Below are 18,531 nucleotides of genomic sequence, written 5' to 3'. Positions count from 1 at the left end.
ATCGAGCTTCTTGAAGATACCTTGAAAAAGACTAACAAGAAAGTACAGCAACTCATCAAAAGTCAACTACAACAATGGATAGCGGGTCTGCCGAACTATATCAAGGTTTACCTGCCTATTTCAGTCTGCGAAAGTTGAGTTGATGAATGAAAGCAAAAAGGCAGGTAAATGCGATAAAATGGAGAAACAATAGACCGATTTCTCATGGGAGGGTGGCTTGTCCCCGATAGAAAGGGGGTGATGCCTTATGACCACTTTTCAGGTGTTGTCTTTAATGATTTCAATTGGAACGCTGGTTGCACTTCTTGCCTATTAAAGCAAGAAGTAAACCTCCCCTGAGTTGGTCGCTCGTCATGGGAGGTTACACACCTTCTAAGAGCCGCCCCCTTTGATGAGGTTTCGGTCTATTGTTGACCGTCGGTATTTATCGGCGGTCTTTCTTATTTTATGAGAATTATCCCTTTTCTATATTTATTACACCACAAAAATCTGTTTTGTACACACAATAAGTGAAGGCGGGGAAAGGAATGTTCATGTTTAAAACTTTTCCCGTAAAGTCAACTTGTTTTTTGTAATGTCAGCAAGCCTTGGAGCACGCTTTCATTTAATTTTCATTAGCCGCAATGCATTCAATGTCACCAGCAATGTCGCGCCCATATCGGCAAATATCGCAATCCATAGTGTCAGCCATCCGGGAATAACAAGCAGGAGTGCAAGCATTTTAATACCGATCGCAAAGCTGATATTTTGTTTGATGATGCCTAATGCTTTGCGGCTCAGCTTGACGGTGTATGGCAGTTTATTCAAGTCATCTCCCATTAAGGCAACATCGGCTGTTTCCAGTGCGCTGTCTGTCCCGGCAGAGCCCATGGCGATGCCGACTTTGGATGCGGCCAGTGCCGGGGTGTCATTGATGCCGTCGCCGATCATGGCGATATTGCCGTTTTCCTGTTCTTTGATAAAATTCAATTTATCTTGAGGCAAAAGACCGGCTTTAACATCAGTTAGCCCCAAGTCATCTTTCAATGCCTTTGCCGTCTGTTCATGGTCACCGGTCAGCATAAATGTCTGCTTGATACCGAGGTCATGCAATTTTTGGATGACATTTTTGCTCTCGGTACGTGGTTCATCGCGCAGTGCAATGGCCAGCAGCAATTCATCGTCTGTCCCGCATAACATGACGGTCTTGCCGGATTCCTGGTAATGTTCGATTTGATCGGCTGGAACGTTTTTAAAGTAATCCGGCGATCCGGCATAAACCGTTACACCGTCGATTTCACCCCGGATGCCTTTTCCGTGAATCGTGGTGAAGGACTGTACGTTGGCTGTTTGTATAGCCGGCTGTTCATTGTTCATATAATCCACAATCGCTTTTGCCAGCGGATGGTTTGATTTGACTTCCAAGCCTTTCAGATAGCTGAGTGCCTTATTACGTTCGTTTGTAAAAAAGTGGACGTCTGTAACCTTAGGTGTGCCGTTTGTCAGTGTCCCTGTTTTATCAAATGCGATTTTTTGAATTTCCCCGATTTGTTCAAGGTGAATACCGCCTTTGATCAGAACGCCGTTGCGTGCGGCGTTGCCGATTGCCGTCACAATAGCGACCGGTGTGGATACGACGAGTGCACACGGACAGCCGACGACGAGTACCGCAAGCCCCTGATAGACCCACGTGCTCCACATGCCGCCAAATAGGGGTGGGACGATTGCGACTAACAGGGCGATGACAATAATGGCCGGTGTGTAATAGGCGGCAAACCGGTCAATAAATGCCTGTGCCGGTGCCCGTTCCTCTTGTGCTTCTTCAACCATATGAATAATTTTGGCGATGGTAGTGTCTTGGGCTTTTTTGGTCACTTCGATTTCCAGAAATCCATCCTGGTTGATGGTTCCGGCAAATACGTCATCACCGGTTGTCTTCTCTGCCGGAATGGCTTCACCTGTAATAGATGCTTGATTAATAGAAGAAAACCCATCGGTAATGATACCATCCATCGCAATCCGTTCACCTGGTTTGACAAGCATGATGTCGCCTACAGCAACATCCTCAACGGTTATTGTCTGTTCTTCGCCGTTTCGTCTAATTCGTGCCTTGTCAGGTGATAGTTTCATCAAGGAACGGATGGATGAACGTGCTTTGTCCATCGAATACGATTCCAGCGCTTCACTGATGGCAAACAAAATAACGACGACAGCGGCTTCACGCCATTCACCGATAATAGCAGCGCCAATAACGGCAATCGTCATCAGCGTTTTCATATCGAAACGGAATTTGGTCAGATTAATCAGGCCGGCTTTAAACAGAGACAAGCCGCCAATGAGTGCTGACAGGCCATAGAGCACATTTGGCAAGTAATGAGAATTGCCGAACGTGGCATGGGCGATAAAACCAAAAATAATTAGTAACGAAGCAAGCAGGACTTTATCATGCCGCATCCAGAATGGCTCTTTTTCAGGTTCTGAGTTTTCCCTGATCACTTTAATATTTTCAAACGATCCGGCTTTTTCAATATCAGCTATCGACGCTTCACCAACAACATCAATTTTTGACGCGGCAAAATGAACGTTGGCATCCTTCACGCCATCGATTTCTTTAACATTGTTTTCAAAGGTCTGGGCACAATTGGCACACGATATCCCGTTAAGCCGGTAAGTTTGCTGTTCAGCCGACATGGGCGCTCTCCTCCTCTCCATGAAGGAAGCCTTGTGTGATCACTTGTTTCATATGGTCATCAGACAATGAGTAGTAGACGAGCTTTCCCTCTTTGCGGAACGTGGTGATACCGGCCTTGTGCAGTTTCCGCAGATGATGGGATGTTGTGGCGGTTGACGCGCCGATAATATTGGCGAGGTCACAGACGCAGAGTTCCTTTTCGATTAACAAGGCATACGCTATCTGCAGTCTGTTCCGATCGGCCAGAAGTTTATATAAGCTTATCACTTTATCGACCGAATGGTTATTGAGTTCCTGCTTAACGCGATTGACTTTATCTTCGTTGATACAGGTTACATCACAAATGTCATTTGGCATGAATCACACCTCATTCAAATAATTACTTGAATGTATTATATTCAAATAGTTATTTGAATGTCAAAAGAAAACCCGGCATTCACCTCAAGGGGAATGCCGGAAGTCGGATGGGATATAGTTGTTAAACGTTAGAAAGTGCTGCATGAATGAAAGTAGTTTTCGCATGAGGGGGCATTTTCTCGCACGAGATTGGGCAGCTCTCGCGCGAGTTGAGCAGTTTCCATACAATTTGGCATTGTTTTTGCTTATTTTTAAACTATTCAACTGAAAAACGCAGTTCATCGGAAAGCTTCATTTCTGCATTTTCGAGCTGGGCTGACCGGTCGGTGACATTTAATTGATAGATGGAAGCAAATGTTTCAATATTTGTAATGCGCGCTGAGATTGAGCTAATCGTCTTGTCATTAATGAGTTTAGTGTCCTGTGGTGTGTTTTTCCCCTCACCCCATTCAATCAGGAAGGGCAGAATCTCCCGCTCTTCTTCGGGGAAAAGCATCCGCCATTCCAAAAGGCTGCCGTCCGGACGGTTGCGGTTGCCGGGAACAGGACCGGTGAATGGTATGTCAAGTTCCTGGAGATTTTTAATCGCATCATCCATATGATTTGTCCTGAGTACAAATTGGATCGGACCTTCATGACCTTCCGCAAGCTCCCGGAAAAGTAGATGAATGAGTGGATTATCAGACCTTGCTGCGGTTGCCTCGTCATAAATACCGATCCATTCGATATAGCAGTCATTACGGAAGTAGGCAAGGTAATTGTATGTACCCCAGTTGGCATGCTGACCGCCTTCCGTAATCGTAACACCGTGTTTCTTTCCGAAATCGTTTGCCGCTTTTTCGGGATTTTTGGCGGCGATGACAATATGATCGATGGCAAGCATATGATCCCCTCCTAACGCCATCTTACTTCTAAATAATTGTTTTGGAAAGCATTTACACTTGTTTGGTTGGAGAAGCTGATGGTGAATGATAAAGTTCACAATGAATCCGCTAAAGTTCATAACTAAAATGATAAAGTTCACATTATTCTCGCTAAAGTTCACAATTAAAATGATAAAGTTCACAATTTCACCGGCTGAATCTCTCATAAACGCAAGATAACAATCCAGCCATCCACTTTCACAGCAATATTTGGTATAGTAACGATAAGAGAGCAAACGAAAGCGGGTGCGTGTAAATGAAAAAGCCGGATATCCTGATTGTTGAGGATGAACAAAAACTGAGTCGAGTGTTGCAGCTTGAGCTGGATTATGAGAATTATCATACGACAGTTGCCAATGATGGCAAAACAGCACTGGAGCTTTTGACAGACCAGGAATGGGATCTTGTGCTCTTGGATATTATGCTGCCGGAACTAAGCGGAATGGAAGTGCTGCGCCGGGTGCGACGGTTTGATGAATCGACGCCGATCATTTTACTGACAGCGCGGGATGAGGTTTATGATAAAGTGAACGGCTTGGATCAGGGTGCCAATGACTATATCACGAAGCCTTTCCAAATTGAGGAACTGCTCGCTCGAATCAGGGCACAACTCCGCAAGCCGCGAAAAACCACACAGGAGCATGAAGAACTGGGGGTTGGTGATTTGACCGTTGATGTTGATGCCCGGGAAGTCCGTCGTGCTTCAAAGCCGATTGAGCTGACCCCGAGGGAATTCGATCTGCTTGTCTACCTTTTACAAAATAAAAATGTCGTGCTGACAAGAGATCAGCTGATTGAACATGTCTGGGGCTTTGATTATTTCGGGGATACCAATGTTGTTGATGTTTACATCCGGTATTTGCGCCAGAAAGTCGACAAACCATTTGACGAAGCTTATATTCAGACCGTCCGTGGTGTCGGTTATACGATAAAGGAACATGACTGATGAAACTTTCTGTGAAAATCCGATTGTTTTCCAGTTTATTTATGCTTATATTAATTTTACTAGTTAACACCTCTATTTACTATTTATTTCATACGATATCGCTGGACAGTGAACTTGATGATTTAAACACGCAAACAAATGAAATCGTTGAAACATTGAATGACAATCCAAATGTATCGAAAACCGAAATGCTCAATGCCTTTTTGCCGACAGAAGGGATGATTCGGGTCATTGATGAAAATGGGTCTTTTATTGTCGAGGTGATGAAGGCAAATTATGAAGAGGTCCCGGCAAATTATGTGACGTCGGAAACAAAATCGGTTATTTCAATGAGCGATCAGCCTGATTTTGCGGCCATTGCCAAACCCATCATCTGGGAAGACGGCAATGTTGTCACATTACAGGTTTATAAACATCTGACAGGACATGCGTCGACCATGGAAACATTGTTTTACGTTCTGGTTGTGGCATCCTTGATTATGCTGATTCCAACGGTTGTGGCCGGTGTCTTTTTATCCCGGGTGATGACAAGGCCTGTTCAGGAGCTGACGGCTGCGATGAAAGAAAACACCACTTATGGTAATTGGAAGAAAATCGATGCCTCAGATCATTCAAAAGATGAATTATATGAAATGAAAGTGACGTTTAACCGCATGATTGATTATTTACGGGAGAATTTTGAGAAGCAGCAGATGTTTGTTTCCGATGCTTCCCATGAACTAAAAACACCAATATCGATTGTCAAAAGCTATTCCCAGCTGATGAAACGTCGCGGGGCTGGCAATCCGGATTTATTGCAGGAATCGACTGAAGCCATTGAGTCCCAGGCAGACCGGATGCAAAAGCTTGTGGAACAGATGTTGCTTTTAGCCAGGAATAAGGATAAAGAGGTGGATGAAGCGGTTGATGTGGTTGAGTTATGTCAATCAACAGCTGAAACATTCAAAGGTGCTTATGACCGGGAGATTTTGTTCAATGTGCCTGAGGGAACAATCCAAGTGAACGGAAGCTATGATCAGCTGCAGCAGGTCGTTTATATTTTGATGGACAATGCCGTCAAATACAGTGAAGATACCGTCAAGTTATCCGTCGATCAAAGCGACAGCTACGTTGATGTCGCTGTCCAGGACAATGGGCCGGGGATTCCCAAGGCGGAACAGGAAAAGATTTTTGACCGATTTTACCGGATTGATAAATCGCGTAGCAGGGAAACAGGCGGCACCGGTCTTGGATTATCCATTGCTGCGGCCATAACAGAAGCGCATGATGGCACACTCACAGTTACAAGCACACCCGGAGAAGGGTCCACATTTACGCTGAAGCTACCGGTTTCTCATAAAAGTTAATAGCTTTCTCATCATTTTCTAATGTGCCGCACAGTGTCTTTTCATTTGCAGCGGATATGATATAGTCACAAAGAAAAAAGAGGAGGCATTTAACATGAAAAAGAAAATCGGAATGGTGTTGGCTGTGATACTTGGTATTTCAGCACTGGGACTGGGCATGTTTCAAACAAGTGCATCTGAAGCATCACCGAAAATGGGCGAACAGGAAATCAGGGATTTGATCAATTCACAGTATTCTGGTGAGATTACCGAACTTGAATTGGATCAAAAAGGAAATCGGACAGTATATGAAGCAGAAATTCACGATGGTGGAACTGAATACGATATTGAACTGGATGGCGACACAGGTGAAGTTTTAGAATTGGAAAAGAAATTTGCTGCCAAAGATAACAATAAACAAAACAGCGCGAAAAGTAATGAGAAAAAGTCCGACAAAACAGACAGCAGCCAAAATAATAAACAAAAAGATGATGACGGAAATAATAAGAAGCAAAATGATGATGCAAAATCCCGTGATGACGACGACACTGATGATGGCGATGATAAAAACTCATCCGGCAAAGACAATACGTCCCGGATGGAATTAAGCCAAAACGGAAACAGTGATGATAACAAAGATAAGAATTCATCAAAATCGGCCGTAATCAGTACGGGTGAGGCAGAAAAAATTGCGAAAGATGAATTTCCCGGTACAATTATCGAAATGGAACTGGATGAAGATGACGGACACCTATATTATGAAATCGAAATGAAGTCCAAAAACAAGGAAGCCGAAATCGATATTGACGCCTATACTGGTGAAATATTGGTCATGGAAATTGACGATGAAGACGATGAAGAAGACGAAGACGACGATGATTAATAAAGTGAAACTTCATTCAGCGGGGGCGCTTTTCCCCCGCTGTGAAGAAGTGGAACAAAGGCTAAGTACGCAACGTCGTGTTGCAACGCCTTTGTGACCTGCATCGTGCAGGCCCGAACCGAATCGGACATTTAGGGTCAGTTAACCGCCGTTTTTGGGCGGGTGATCAAAAAATCACCTGTCATGTGATATAAATCATAGCAGTCAATCATAAAGTGAACTACGATTAACAATAGAGGTGGGGACCTCTGCTCTTTACGAATTACTTGAAAGAAGCAAACCTTTTTCAAATAGGGTTTGCTTCTTATTTTATAACGTCTGAAAGCATATATGATGGTTGGTCTCATAAAAACTTTGGTACTTGCTATAAGACGAGGGTTAATGCTGAAGTACTTTTTATAACGTCAGAAGTATAAATTTCAGGGTGTCATGCCAATATTGAATCAGTTGGTTCGCTGATCCCTTTCGATTCTGGCTCCAGGTCTCCAACTTGTGGGATGATGATAACAACCCCGAGCTTTTCTAAAGTAATAATGAAAGGAAAAAATTACATGTAATGTTTTTGTAAAAAATGTGTTTAATTTGTTACATAGCGGGTATACGACAATGGGCCTAATAAATCAAGACCGTAAATAGGGGGATTAGCATTGAACGAACAAGAAGTGATTGTTTACATCAGTGAGAATAGTTCACAGTGTGAGAATCTGCTCGAACAGTTGAATCAAATGGATATCCATTACAAAAAAAGGAATGTGACGGAGCATCGGAAATATCTGGTTGAACTACAAGAAGAGGGGATATTTGGTACACCTGCGACATTTGTGGATGAAAAAGTTGTTCTAGGCGCACAAGTCAATAAAATTAAACACGCACTGGGCATGTCTGATCAATATCATTCGTATACTTCATTCAAACGATAGCGAGTGCCGGGATAGGCTATAGCTCACATTTCAAGGTATTTTTCATATGATAACGAGAGACCATGATAAAGAGGTGTGAGTTATGTTACGAAGATCTTATCCTTTTCGGCCACCTTATCACAACAGTCCAGCCCATTTTAACCCTCATACAGCCAATCCAATCAACACGCCTTACACGGCACATTATCCAACAGCGTTCGAAGTGTATTCAAAGCCGAAGCAGCCTGTGAGCTGGCAAGCCTATCCCTATTCTGCTGCGACATTTACCCAGCCGCCTAAACCAAAAAACCTGCTGTATTATTTCCAGGATCAAAATGGTGAACTTGACCTTGATAAAATGCTGTCAACAGCCGGACAAGTGGCCAATACGGTTCAGAAGATATCGCCAGTAGTCAAACAAGTCGGGGATCTCCTAAACAGAACGGAATAACCTTTGAATACTGTCCGGTTTCTGTCATAGTCGGATTTTTTTGGCTTGAATGAATATCTGTATATAAGGGAAAATGAAAGTATATCGAATCATGAGGAGAATTGAAACATGACTGGATGTCTAATCATACATGGCTATACCGGGAGTCCGTATGAAGTCTGGCCATTGGCAGAGTATTTGAAAGAACATACGGACTGGCAAGTGGACGTACCAACATTGCCGGGACACGGCAGCGAACTTGCATTGGAAAATGTCTCATATGAAAGTTGGCTGAATGCAGCGGAGGACTCTTTAACGCAGCTCAAGGAGAAAGCTGACAACATATATTTGATCGGCTTTTCAATGGGCGGGATGATTGCCGCTTATCTGGCATCCAAACATAATGTTGATAAGTTGGTATTGCTGGCTCCCTCGGGAAAATATTTATCATTCCGGCAAATGATAAGGGACTTCAAAGGTGCTGTTGTCGACGGGTTTAAAGGCAAGCTCAAACAGAACAATCTGTATTTGCATTATAAACGGAAATGGGGGACCGTTCCATTTAAGGCAAATATCGAATTCCTTAGGCTGGTCAGGTTCACTCGCCGATACTTAAACAAGGTAACATCACCAGTCCTGATCGCCCATGGGCAGCAGGACATGATGGTTCCGTATAAAACGGGCTATTATTTGGATAGGGAAATAACATCAGAACAGAAAGAAGTTGTATTTTTTGAACGTTCAGGTCATCTGATCTGTCTTGGGGATGACAATGTTGCATTAAACAAGATGGTATATGACTTTTTGATAAAGTGAAACTTCATTCAGCGGGGGCGGTTTACCCCCGCTGTGAAGAAGGGGAACAAAGGCTAAGTACACAACGTCGTGTTGCAACGCCTTTGTGACCTGCATCGTGCAGGCCCGAACCGAATCGGGCATTTAGGGTCAGTTAACCGCCGTTTTTGGGCGGGTTACTGACCATTACATGCAGGATAAAGTGAAACTTCATTCAGTGCTTGAAAGACGAGGCGGGCACAGAGTTTTTTAAAGATTTGTTTATGTTTTAAAAAACGAAATGACTAAACCACCTTCAGCCGCATAAGTAGCAATCAATGGCCCCATGTCGGTCAAATAGGCATCTTTGAAAGGGTACTTATCCCTGATGTCCGTGAGTACTTTTCTGGCGCGGTCTTCCGCATTGCAATGCGTCATGGTTATGATCTTATCCTCGAAGTTTTTGGTATACTCGCCAATTTGTTCAACAAACCTTCTTATGGATTTTTTCTCTCCACGCACTTTTTCAGTCACTTCAATGGTACCTTCCTCACTTCCGCGCATCAGCGGTTTTATGTTCAATGTTTTGGCAATGGTGCCTTTCACACGGTCGAGACGCCCACCGCGAATTAAGTTTTCCAGCTTTTTCAGGACAAACAGCGTATTGGTCTGTTCAACGCGCTCATATAGATGTTCGACAAGCTGCTCAAACGTATAATGTTCATCCATTTTTGATTTGGCTTCGTGCAGCAAAAGCGCCAGTCCGCAAGAAGCGGTTTTGGAATTGATGACTTCAATTTGTCTGTCCGGCTCCTGTTCAAGCAGCATATTCTTGCCCATCACAGCATTTTTATAAGTTGTACTCAAACCTTTTGATATACTCAGCATCAAAATAGGCGTATCAGGGTCGACTTGTTTATAGGCGTCATAAAAATCATTCGGACTTGGCGCGGATGATCTTGGAAGTTCATCTGATTCAGCCAATTTTTTATAAAAGGTTTTGAGATCAATCGTTACCCCGGTCTTGTATTCACCATCCCGGAAATGCAGATAGAGCGGTACGACTTTAATGTCCAGTGCATCGGTTAGATGCTTTGGGATGTCTGCTCCCCCGTCGGTCATTAATTGTATATACATTATTTCACCCAATTCGATTTTGTGTTGGTTTTATTATAACAGTTTTTATGGGTGTAAAGTGTAAAATAGTCAAAGTTTTAGGTAAAAACGCTAAAGTTCAGTCCAAAACGCCAGAGTTGACAGCAAAAACGCCAGGCAACGGCTCTTACCGGTGTTTTTACTGTGCTTTTTCCACGGTGCAGCGCATGTTCCTGACAATTAGAGGATCCAAGTCAGTTCTGGTGCGATATCGTGACGTTGCGTTTCTTTGTCGTGCTCATGATGAACAAGAACAAGCCGAACAGGACGATGGACCCGCCCAGCCATTGTGACCATGTAATCGTCTCACCCAAGATGAAATAGGCGAGGATTGATGCGCCCACCGGCTCAAACACGATTCCCATCGAAATGGTTGCTGTACTCAGCCACTTCAAAGCCCAATTGAACAGCGTGTGACCGAAGAAAGTCGGGAAAATTGCCAATGCCAGGAATGCGAGCCAATTATCGGCGGGATATCCAAAAAAGGCATTGCCGGCGATCAGGTTGTACAATATAAGCGTCATGGAACTGATACCATAAACGATGAATGTATACGTCATCAGCGACAGGCGTTTTCTGACTTGCTGCCCCATCAGGAAATAAGCTGTTACCAAAACTGCTCCCAACAGTGCCAGCATGTCGCCAAATAGAGCGACACCGCTGAGCTGAAAGTCGCCCCAGCTGATGATCACACTTCCCAGGAGGGCGATGATCATGCTGATGATAGCACCGTATGAAAAGCGTTCCTGGAAAAAGAAATAGGTTCCAAGAAAAGCAAATATCGGCTGCAGTGTCACAAGGACGACGGAGCTTGCAACAGACGTATAATTCAATGATTCAAACCAGACAATGAAATGAAATGCCAGGAAAATACCGCCAAGGGCAGAGAAAATCCAGTCTTTTTTTTGAATAAAACGAAATTCATCGCGATTTTTCAGCAGGACATATGGTGCCATGATCAAAACCGCCAGGAGCAGCCGGTAATTCGCAATGATGGCTGCGGGCGCCTGATCTGCCAATTTTACCAAAACGGCTGATGTTGAAACAGCTGTGACACCAATGACAACTGCAAAATATGGATTAAACGGAGGGATACGCATACATAACCTCCTTCTTTGATTTCTTCGTTGCAGAACCTATTATAATAGAACCTGTTATATTTTATCATGCCATAAGTAAAAATCATAATAGGAAGTGGTGGATATTATCCAGGCAACTGTGATAATATAAAATGACTGCGATTTTGGATGAGATTTCACGGATGAGGCCTTTTTCCACTGCTGGGAAAAGCCTCTTTTTACAGCCATTATACGTTAAATCATTTATTTTGGAATAAAAAAGGAGAATAGTTAAAAAGTGACAACATTCAATGAGCTAAACATTTCAGTGCCCATTATGAAAGCTTTGCAAAAAATGGGTTTTGAAGAAGCAACGCCCATTCAGGCGGAAACGATCCCGCTCGCCTTACAGGGAAATGACGTCATCGGACAGGCGCAGACAGGCACGGGAAAAACCGCAGCTTTCGGCATCCCAATGATTGAAAAAATCGATCCGAAAGAACGGAAAATCCAGGGATTAGTCGTTGCGCCCACAAGGGAATTGGCCATTCAGACAGCTGAGGAACTGAACCGGCTTGGCAAAATTAAAGGTGTGCGTTCGATGTCAGTTTATGGCGGACAGCATATGGAACGACAAATACGTGCTTTGAAAGACGGTCCGCACATTGTCGTTGCAACCCCCGGAAGACTTCTTGATCATATGCGGCGCAAAACCATCCGGACAGACAATATTCAGACAGCTGTATTGGACGAAGCCGACGAGATGCTGAATATGGGTTTCATAGATGACATACGCGATATTTTGAAAAACATTCCGGCAGAGCGGCAGACATTGCTATTTTCTGCAACGATGCCGAAAGAAATCCGGGATATTGCGACAAATCTAATGAACAGTCCGAAAGAAGTGAAAGTGAAAGCAAAAGAAATGACGGTTGAGAACATCGACCAGTATTTTATCGAGATTCCCGAGAAGCAAAAATTCGATACATTGACGAATCACTTGGATTACTATGCACCAAAGCTTGCGATAGTCTTCAGCCGGACGAAAAAGCGGGTGGATGAAATCACTGATGGGCTTCAGGCACGCGGTTTCCGTGCAGAAGGGATTCACGGGGATCTGACCCAGGGAAAACGGATGTCGGTCTTGAACAAATTCAAGAACAACCGTGTTGATGTACTGGTGGCTACAGATGTAGCGGCACGCGGACTTGATATTTCCGGTGTGACACATGTTTATAATTTTGATATACCGCAGGATCCGGAAAGCTATGTACACCGGATCGGCCGTACCGGAAGAGCAGGACGCGCAGGGGAAGCCATATCCTTTATTACACCCCGGGAAATGGCACATTTGAATGTAATTGAAAAAGTGACCAAAAGCAAAATGAAACGGATGGCACCACCGACTTATCAGGAAGCCAAACGCGGCCAGCAGCAGGCGGCGGCAGACAAACTGCGGAAAAAGATCGGTCAGCAGGGTTTGCAGGAGTATCAGGAAACCGCCAGTGAGCTGCTCGAGGAGCACGATTCGATGACAGTGGTCGCTGCTGCCCTTAAAATGATGACAAAAGAACGACGTAATGCCCCTGTCAATATTTCGTCCGTTCAGCCGATCAGCGTGAAAAAAGCAACACGCGGCAAGAACAATAAAGGGAGACCGCAAAACAAAAAATTTTACGGAAAACGCGGACAGGGCGGACGCAAACAGGGTGGCCGTAATCAAGGCGGAAGGAACCGTAAAGGAAACTATCAGAAACGCCGTAACCGCAAACCGAATAGCTGAGATGAAAGTTCCTTGTGAAAATAGCCGTTCAGAAAACGTGGAGAAACCATATAATTAACATTCGAAATCGAGTAAGAAATCGCAAAGGTTTCGTACTCGGTTTTTTATTAATATGTAAAGGTTCTAACCGCTATCGTTATCGAGTCAACAAGTGAAATAGCGTACCAATGCTTTGCATAATTTCACCCATTCAAAACGGTGCTCTGTCTGCACGTTCTGCAAATAAAATTCACTGCTTTGTGGATTAAAAGCATTCATTATCTGTAAATATTGTCGAAACTTTGGTAACATGAATCCGTATATAATATTAAGATGACCTATCGTAATGGAGGAAGTGACGACTATGCGACAGCCGCCTATTAACCGGATTGCACCGGATGCCATCAAAGCATGGAAAATATCGGCCGCAATCGCTGAAGGGGTGCTCTGGTTAATAACGATTGCCCTCTTTGTATTGGCATTTATATTTGAATTTTCCTATTGGTATGGTTTGGTGGCCATTTTTATCAGCGGTGTCAGTACCTTTTTCACCGTATTTTTGCTGCCGAAACTGCGCTGGAGAAGATGGCGTTATGAAGTGTTTGAGCAGGAGATCTACATTCAGCATGGGATATTGATTGTCTCACGGACGCTTGTTCCGATGATCCGGGTCCAGCACGTGGATACAAAACAGGGACCGATTTTGAAAAAGTACAAGCTGGCTAGTGTGGAAATTTCGACTGCGGCCACAACACATGAAATACCAGCATTGCTTGAAGAAGATGCTTCGGAGCTGCGGGATAAGATTTCGGCATTGGCAAGGGTGGATGAAGACGATGTTTGAAGCGAAACGATTACACCCGGCAGCGATTATTTTTAATTTGATCAAAACGGTACGTGAGTTTTTATTTGCCATTATCCTTGGTTTTATTACATTCCGGGATGAATCGCTTGTTTATTTCGGGCTGATTGTCGGGGTTCTGCTGATTGTCTTCATTGCAGGAAGCGTGCTGACATGGTATCGCTTCACATATCGGATTGAGGACGATGAATTGCGGATTGAGTATGGCGTTTTCATCCGGAAAAAACGCTTTATTTCCAAAAACCGTATCCAGTCAATTGATTTGACATCAGGCGTTATTCACCGGATTTTTAACCTGACAAAAGTGCAAATCGAGACAGCAGGAACCGGCATGGATGCGGAAGCGTCCCTCAGTGCGGTTAAACTGCCGGAAGGGGAAGCACTAAGGGAGGAACTGAAATCACGTGGTGCGGAACCGGCAGAAGATGAGGAATCGGCTGATGAATCAGTGGAAAAGACAAACCCATCTGCCACCATCAGTTTCAAACGGTTATTCATTGCCGGTACAACATCCGGCAGCATCGGTGTCGTCATGGCGTTGGCGGCGACTGCCTTCTCCCAGGTGGAACAGTTCATCCCTGAGCGATTCTACGAGAGTACCATGCAGTGGGTCATCGGTCTGGGTGTTGTCATTCTTGCTGTCATGGCCATTTTGTTTTTTTTGCTGTTATGGCTGCTTGGCATCGCCGGAACGATCATTAAGTATGGAAAATTCACGATCACCAGAAATGAACATGAATTATTTATAACCCGCGGTCTTCTTGAGAAAAAACAATTGACAATTCCATTGAGGCGCATCCAGGCGGTCGGCATCCAGGAAAGCATCATCCGGCAGCCGCTTGGCTATGTCACGGTTTTTGCAGAAATTGCCGGCGGATCATTGGCTAAAGGGGAGGATTTTTCTTCCATTCTGTTCCCGATTATGAAACGCGATGAAGTTGATGACTTTCTTGAAACATTTCTGCCGGATTATGCCGGAGCAGGGGATGAGTTCGCACCGCTCCCAAAACGAGCACGGAAATTTTACCTGATGCGTTCGTCGCTGTTGTTTTTGTTCATCACAGCGGCCGTGGCCATCTTTTTTCCGGCGTTTATTTGGGCTCCTTTGATCTTACTTATTGGCACTTTGATATTGGGCTGGATGCGGCATAGAGATGGGGGTTTTCAACTGGAAGGGAAGCGATTGACGATACGCCACCGTGTATTGGGACGTAACACAATCATGATGTATCACAAACGCATCCAGGCATTTGAGAAAAAGCAGCATAAACTGCAGAAGCTGCAGGACCTGGCGACCATGAGGCTGTCGATTATCGGCACAATGGGGACAGGTACACACTTTACGGTCAAGGATATGGAGGAAACGGATGCTGATGAACTGTCAGATTGGTACTCACGCAGAAGTCAGGGATCTTAGAAAAACGTGATGCTGATCTCGATTTAGAGCATGTGCTGGCGTTTTCTGGTAAGGTCATCCATCATATGTACTTTCTGATGATAAAATTTAAAGGAATCGGCGTAAGGTCGATTCCTTTAAAATAGACGACTGAACAATCCAAGGACAACGAGAATCCCCAGGAAAATCCAAAGACTGTTTTTGAGGATTTTTTTGTTCCGATGCTTTTTTTGCCAGCGGTCCGGATTAAACTGAATGGATCCATCATCAGTGTGCTGCCGCCGCACCCACGGGTTGTATGGACGGACATTTTCCAATACGAGCGGCGCAATTGCAAAACCGCCGATAAATCCGAATACATGGGCATAGACGTTAATGCCTGAACGCAAAAATGTCACGACAAGACCGATGACCAAAATGACGGTAATAATTTGTGCGCTTGACTGATCAATCAAATGCTTACGGAAAGCAACCATGAAAACGTAGATGCCAAATAAACCGTAAATGGCCCCGGATGCCCCCACATGTGAGTAAAGCGCAGGCCCGAGTAATAACGTTGCCAGGTTGCCGATGAGTCCTGCACCAAGATAAGCGGCGAGGAATTTCAGTTTGCCGAGCATCTGTTCCAGCGCGGGGCCGAATAAAACGAGTGCAAATGAATTGAATAATACATGCATAAGGCCGGCGTGAAGAAAAATGGAGGTCAGTAATCGCCAATATTCGCCCTGGCTAATGTAAAAGTTGACGCCCATTCCCCAATTTTCGATCAGTCTGCCAAGCGGAGTATGCAAAAAGCCGGTCAGGAACCAAAGGACCAGCTGGATAATGATGATCCAGGCAACAACCGGATATAGCTGCATAAATTCTTTAATACTGCGCTCATTCCGTACAAACATTTGTCTTCCTCCCTTCCTTTATTTAAAAATGCATGACATTTAAAACTGCCATAAAAGGCTCCGGTTTTATGTATGAGTACAACGGGGTATTATAATGGTAGTATTACAGTATGACCATTATAATCTTACTAGAATACACACTTTTAGTATAATGATATGCAGTTACCTGCAGAAGGGAAAACGATTGGTATGATTAAAGGTATCGGAATTGACATGATTGAACTGGACCGTATACAGCATAGTATACAACAAAACAAACGGCTTGCTGAAAAGATTTTGACAGATACGGAGAAAAATTTTTTTAATACATTGACAAATGATCGGCGGAAGGTGGAATATCTTGCAGGGAGATTTGCCGCCAAAGAAGCATTTTCGAAGGCTGTCGGCCACGGTATTGGCAAACTGAGCTTCAAAAACATGGAAGTCACAACAGATACATATGGGGCACCGGTCATGAATGTGGTCGGTTACGAAAACGAGAATATTTTTATATCAATCACGCACAGCAGAGATTATGCAGTGGCACAGGTTGTCATTGAGGAAACAACCTCTTGACGAGTGAATCTGCATAATTGAAAAGGTTGTCTCATATATTCTAGTGCGGGCAGGAGGGAATAGTGTGTATATTGTCACCGCAGAGGAAATGTACGATATGGATCAGGAAGCCATTCATGAAATAGGTATTGATGGCAAGCTGTTAATGGAGAATGCAGGGCGGGCCATGTCGGATAAGATTGAAGCGAGCGTCAGGAAAACGGATCGTATCCGAATTTTTGCAGGCGGCGGAAACAATGGCGGCGATGGCTTTGTTATTGCCAGAACACTCCTGAACAATGGATACGATGCAGCCGTTGTACAAGTTGTACCGGATAAAAAAATAGCAGGAGATTGTCTTTTTCACAAAAATCTATTTATCAGATGCGGCGGGGAGGTGCTTGTTTCCCGCGAGGCTTCCGAAATCGAGGTGATAGTTGAAGAAGCGGATGTGATTGTCGATGCCATACTTGGGATAGGAACAAAAGGGGTGCTTCGTGAACCACTGGATGAGATGGTTACCATCATGAATGAATCAGCTGCTTTTATTATTTCGGCTGACATGCCATCAGGGCTGCCGGCAAATGAAGGAATGGGAGACTTTCAAGCGGTACAAGCCGACGAGACAGTCATCGCGGGGTTCCCAAAAATGAGTGCATTTTTGGAATCGACAGCACCATATTACGGTGAATGGACGACGGTTTCATTCGGGCTCCCGATGGTTGTTACGAAAAACCTGCAGCGTCGGGTCTGGACGCAGGAAGATTTTCAGGAACGTATGCCAAAGCGAAAGCCCAACGTCCATAAAGGTCAGCACGGACGGGGATTGGTTATCGGTGGCAACACGGAAATGCCGGGTTCGATTGCGATGACCGCCAAAGCAGCGTTACGGACAGGTGCCGGTCTGGTGACAGCCGCTACAGCAAAAAACGTGATCCCGACAGCTGCATCGCATTGTATGGAAGCAACCTATCTGACACTTGATGACACGGACGGATATCTGAATGGTCATACAACAATCCCTTTTGATGATTATGATGCGGCCGTTATCGGTATGGGGCTGGGGCGTCATGCGGAAGCCGGAAAATTGGTGCAGCAGGCTGTGGAAGCGGCGTGTTCGCTGATTGTGGATGCGGATGGGCTTTATCATTTAAAACCGTTGCTCAATCGGCTCCGGCATCGTACACAGCCTGTTGTCCTGACACCACATCCGGGTGAAATGAGCATGCTGCTTGATATTTCAGTTCAGGAGCTGCTGCAATCACCGTTTGCCTATGCAAAAACGTTTGCCAAAAACTATCAGGTATACGTGGTGCTCAAAGGAATGTTCACAATCATCACGACCCCTGAAGGCGGCCAGACGGTAAACACTGCCGGCAATCAGGGACTTGCCAAAGGCGGCAGTGGTGATGTATTGTCCGGTATCATGCTGGCCATGATCATGCAGCGGCAAACGGTTACCGATGCACTATCCAATGCTTGTTTTGTCCATGGAAAAGCTGCTGAATGTCTCATTGATGAAACGCATTCTTTTTATGACCTGATGGCTTCTGATGTTATTGAAGGCATTCCAAAAGTATATCGTACGTTTCCGGTAAACCAGTGACAATGATTTTTCCCTTTGTCAGTTCAAAGGCTCGCAAAACGTTTGATGCGACAA

At 44.5% G+C, this 18,531-nt stretch carries 18 protein-coding genes; 12 read left to right on the top strand and 6 right to left on the bottom strand.

From position 1 onward, the window contains the following. Positions 1 to 247 precede the first annotated feature (247 nt). Positions 248 to 316: a putative holin-like toxin gene (locus tag VK080_RS15975; RefSeq protein WP_414672199.1), complete on the top strand. Its 69-nt coding sequence runs from the start codon at positions 248 to 250 to the stop codon at positions 314 to 316. A gap of 284 nt (positions 317 to 600) precedes the next feature. Here VK080_RS15975 and VK080_RS01995 read toward each other — a convergent pair whose 3' ends face one another. From VK080_RS01995 to VK080_RS01985, 3 genes are all read right to left on the bottom strand, one after another. After that, positions 601 to 2,691, bottom strand: a complete 2,091-nt coding sequence (locus VK080_RS01995) for a heavy metal translocating P-type ATPase (RefSeq protein ID WP_414672198.1) — start codon at positions 2,689 to 2,691, stop codon at positions 601 to 603. Next, positions 2,660 to 3,028, bottom strand: a complete 369-nt coding sequence (locus VK080_RS01990) for a metalloregulator ArsR/SmtB family transcription factor (protein WP_324223125.1) — start codon at positions 3,026 to 3,028, stop codon at positions 2,660 to 2,662. The genes VK080_RS01995 and VK080_RS01990 overlap by 32 nt, the downstream gene beginning before the upstream one ends. A 256-nt stretch (positions 3,029 to 3,284) precedes the next feature. Further along, positions 3,285 to 3,911, bottom strand: coding sequence for a VOC family protein (locus VK080_RS01985; RefSeq protein ID WP_324223124.1), 627 nt, complete (start codon positions 3,909 to 3,911; stop codon positions 3,285 to 3,287). Positions 3,912 to 4,207: 296 nt separating this feature from the next. Here VK080_RS01985 and VK080_RS01980 point away from each other — a divergent pair, with 296 nt between their 5' ends. The 6 genes from VK080_RS01980 (at position 4,208) to VK080_RS01955 (ending at position 9,250) form a co-directional block, all read left to right on the top strand. Beyond that, positions 4,208 to 4,897, top strand: coding sequence for a response regulator transcription factor (locus VK080_RS01980; RefSeq protein ID WP_324223123.1), 690 nt, complete (start codon positions 4,208 to 4,210; stop codon positions 4,895 to 4,897). Next, positions 4,897 to 6,243: a HAMP domain-containing histidine kinase gene (locus VK080_RS01975; protein WP_324223122.1), complete on the top strand. Its 1,347-nt coding sequence runs from the start codon at positions 4,897 to 4,899 to the stop codon at positions 6,241 to 6,243. Before VK080_RS01980 ends, VK080_RS01975 begins: the two co-directional genes overlap by 1 nt. A 94-nt stretch (positions 6,244 to 6,337) precedes the next feature. Next, positions 6,338 to 7,105, top strand: a complete 768-nt coding sequence (locus VK080_RS01970; protein WP_324223121.1) for a PepSY domain-containing protein — start codon at positions 6,338 to 6,340, stop codon at positions 7,103 to 7,105. Positions 7,106 to 7,752: 647 nt separating this feature from the next. Continuing rightward, the gene (locus tag VK080_RS01965) at positions 7,753 to 8,025 is read left to right on the top strand and encodes a glutaredoxin family protein (RefSeq protein ID WP_324223120.1); all 273 of its coding nucleotides are present in this window, start codon (positions 7,753 to 7,755) and stop codon (positions 8,023 to 8,025) included. A gap of 82 nt (positions 8,026 to 8,107) precedes the next feature. Then, a complete protein-coding gene (locus VK080_RS01960; protein WP_324223119.1) occupies positions 8,108 to 8,455 on the top strand; it encodes a YppG family protein in 348 nt (115 codons plus the stop codon). Positions 8,456 to 8,563: 108 nt separating this feature from the next. Beyond that, positions 8,564 to 9,250: an alpha/beta hydrolase gene (locus VK080_RS01955; protein ID WP_324223118.1), complete on the top strand. Its 687-nt coding sequence runs from the start codon at positions 8,564 to 8,566 to the stop codon at positions 9,248 to 9,250. Positions 9,251 to 9,490: 240 nt separating this feature from the next. Here the strand turns inward: VK080_RS01955 and VK080_RS01950 are convergent, their stop codons facing one another. Both VK080_RS01950 and VK080_RS01945 read right to left on the bottom strand, forming a co-directional pair. After that, entirely contained in the window at positions 9,491 to 10,345 is an 855-nt protein-coding gene (locus VK080_RS01950; RefSeq protein ID WP_324223117.1) for a DegV family protein, read from the bottom strand. Positions 10,346 to 10,557: 212 nt separating this feature from the next. Further along, entirely contained in the window at positions 10,558 to 11,463 is a 906-nt protein-coding gene (locus tag VK080_RS01945; RefSeq protein WP_324223116.1) for a DMT family transporter, read from the bottom strand. A 256-nt stretch (positions 11,464 to 11,719) separates the two neighbouring features. Here VK080_RS01945 and VK080_RS01940 point away from each other — a divergent pair, with 256 nt between their 5' ends. From VK080_RS01940 to VK080_RS01930, 3 genes are all read left to right on the top strand, one after another. Beyond that, positions 11,720 to 13,204: a DEAD/DEAH box helicase gene (locus VK080_RS01940; protein ID WP_324223115.1), complete on the top strand. Its 1,485-nt coding sequence runs from the start codon at positions 11,720 to 11,722 to the stop codon at positions 13,202 to 13,204. Positions 13,205 to 13,547: 343 nt separating this feature from the next. After that, entirely contained in the window at positions 13,548 to 14,027 is a 480-nt protein-coding gene (locus VK080_RS01935) for a PH domain-containing protein (RefSeq protein ID WP_324223114.1), read from the top strand. Then, positions 14,020 to 15,462 carry a PH domain-containing protein gene (locus VK080_RS01930; protein WP_324223113.1) on the top strand — a complete coding sequence of 481 codons (1,443 nt, stop codon included), beginning with the start codon at positions 14,020 to 14,022 and terminating at the stop codon, positions 15,460 to 15,462. The genes VK080_RS01935 and VK080_RS01930 overlap by 8 nt, the downstream gene beginning before the upstream one ends. 116 nt (positions 15,463 to 15,578) lie before the next feature. Here the strand turns inward: VK080_RS01930 and VK080_RS01925 are convergent, their stop codons facing one another. Then, positions 15,579 to 16,337, bottom strand: coding sequence for a rhomboid family intramembrane serine protease (locus tag VK080_RS01925; RefSeq protein WP_324223112.1), 759 nt, complete (start codon positions 16,335 to 16,337; stop codon positions 15,579 to 15,581). A 189-nt stretch (positions 16,338 to 16,526) separates the two neighbouring features. Here VK080_RS01925 and acpS point away from each other — a divergent pair, with 189 nt between their 5' ends. Together acpS and VK080_RS01915 are read left to right on the top strand one after the other, a co-directional pair. Continuing rightward, positions 16,527 to 16,892, top strand: a complete 366-nt coding sequence (gene acpS / locus VK080_RS01920; protein ID WP_324223111.1) for a holo-ACP synthase — start codon at positions 16,527 to 16,529, stop codon at positions 16,890 to 16,892. 64 nt (positions 16,893 to 16,956) lie between these two features. Then, positions 16,957 to 18,477 carry an NAD(P)H-hydrate dehydratase gene (locus tag VK080_RS01915; RefSeq protein ID WP_324223110.1) on the top strand — a complete coding sequence of 507 codons (1,521 nt, stop codon included), beginning with the start codon at positions 16,957 to 16,959 and terminating at the stop codon, positions 18,475 to 18,477. The last annotated feature ends 54 nt before the right edge of the window (positions 18,478 to 18,531 follow it).

The organism is Lentibacillus sp., assembly GCF_035301925.1.
Lineage (GTDB): Bacteria > Bacillota > Bacilli > Bacillales > Amphibacillaceae > Lentibacillus.
This window is presented reverse-complemented; position numbering and strand designations above follow the sequence as displayed.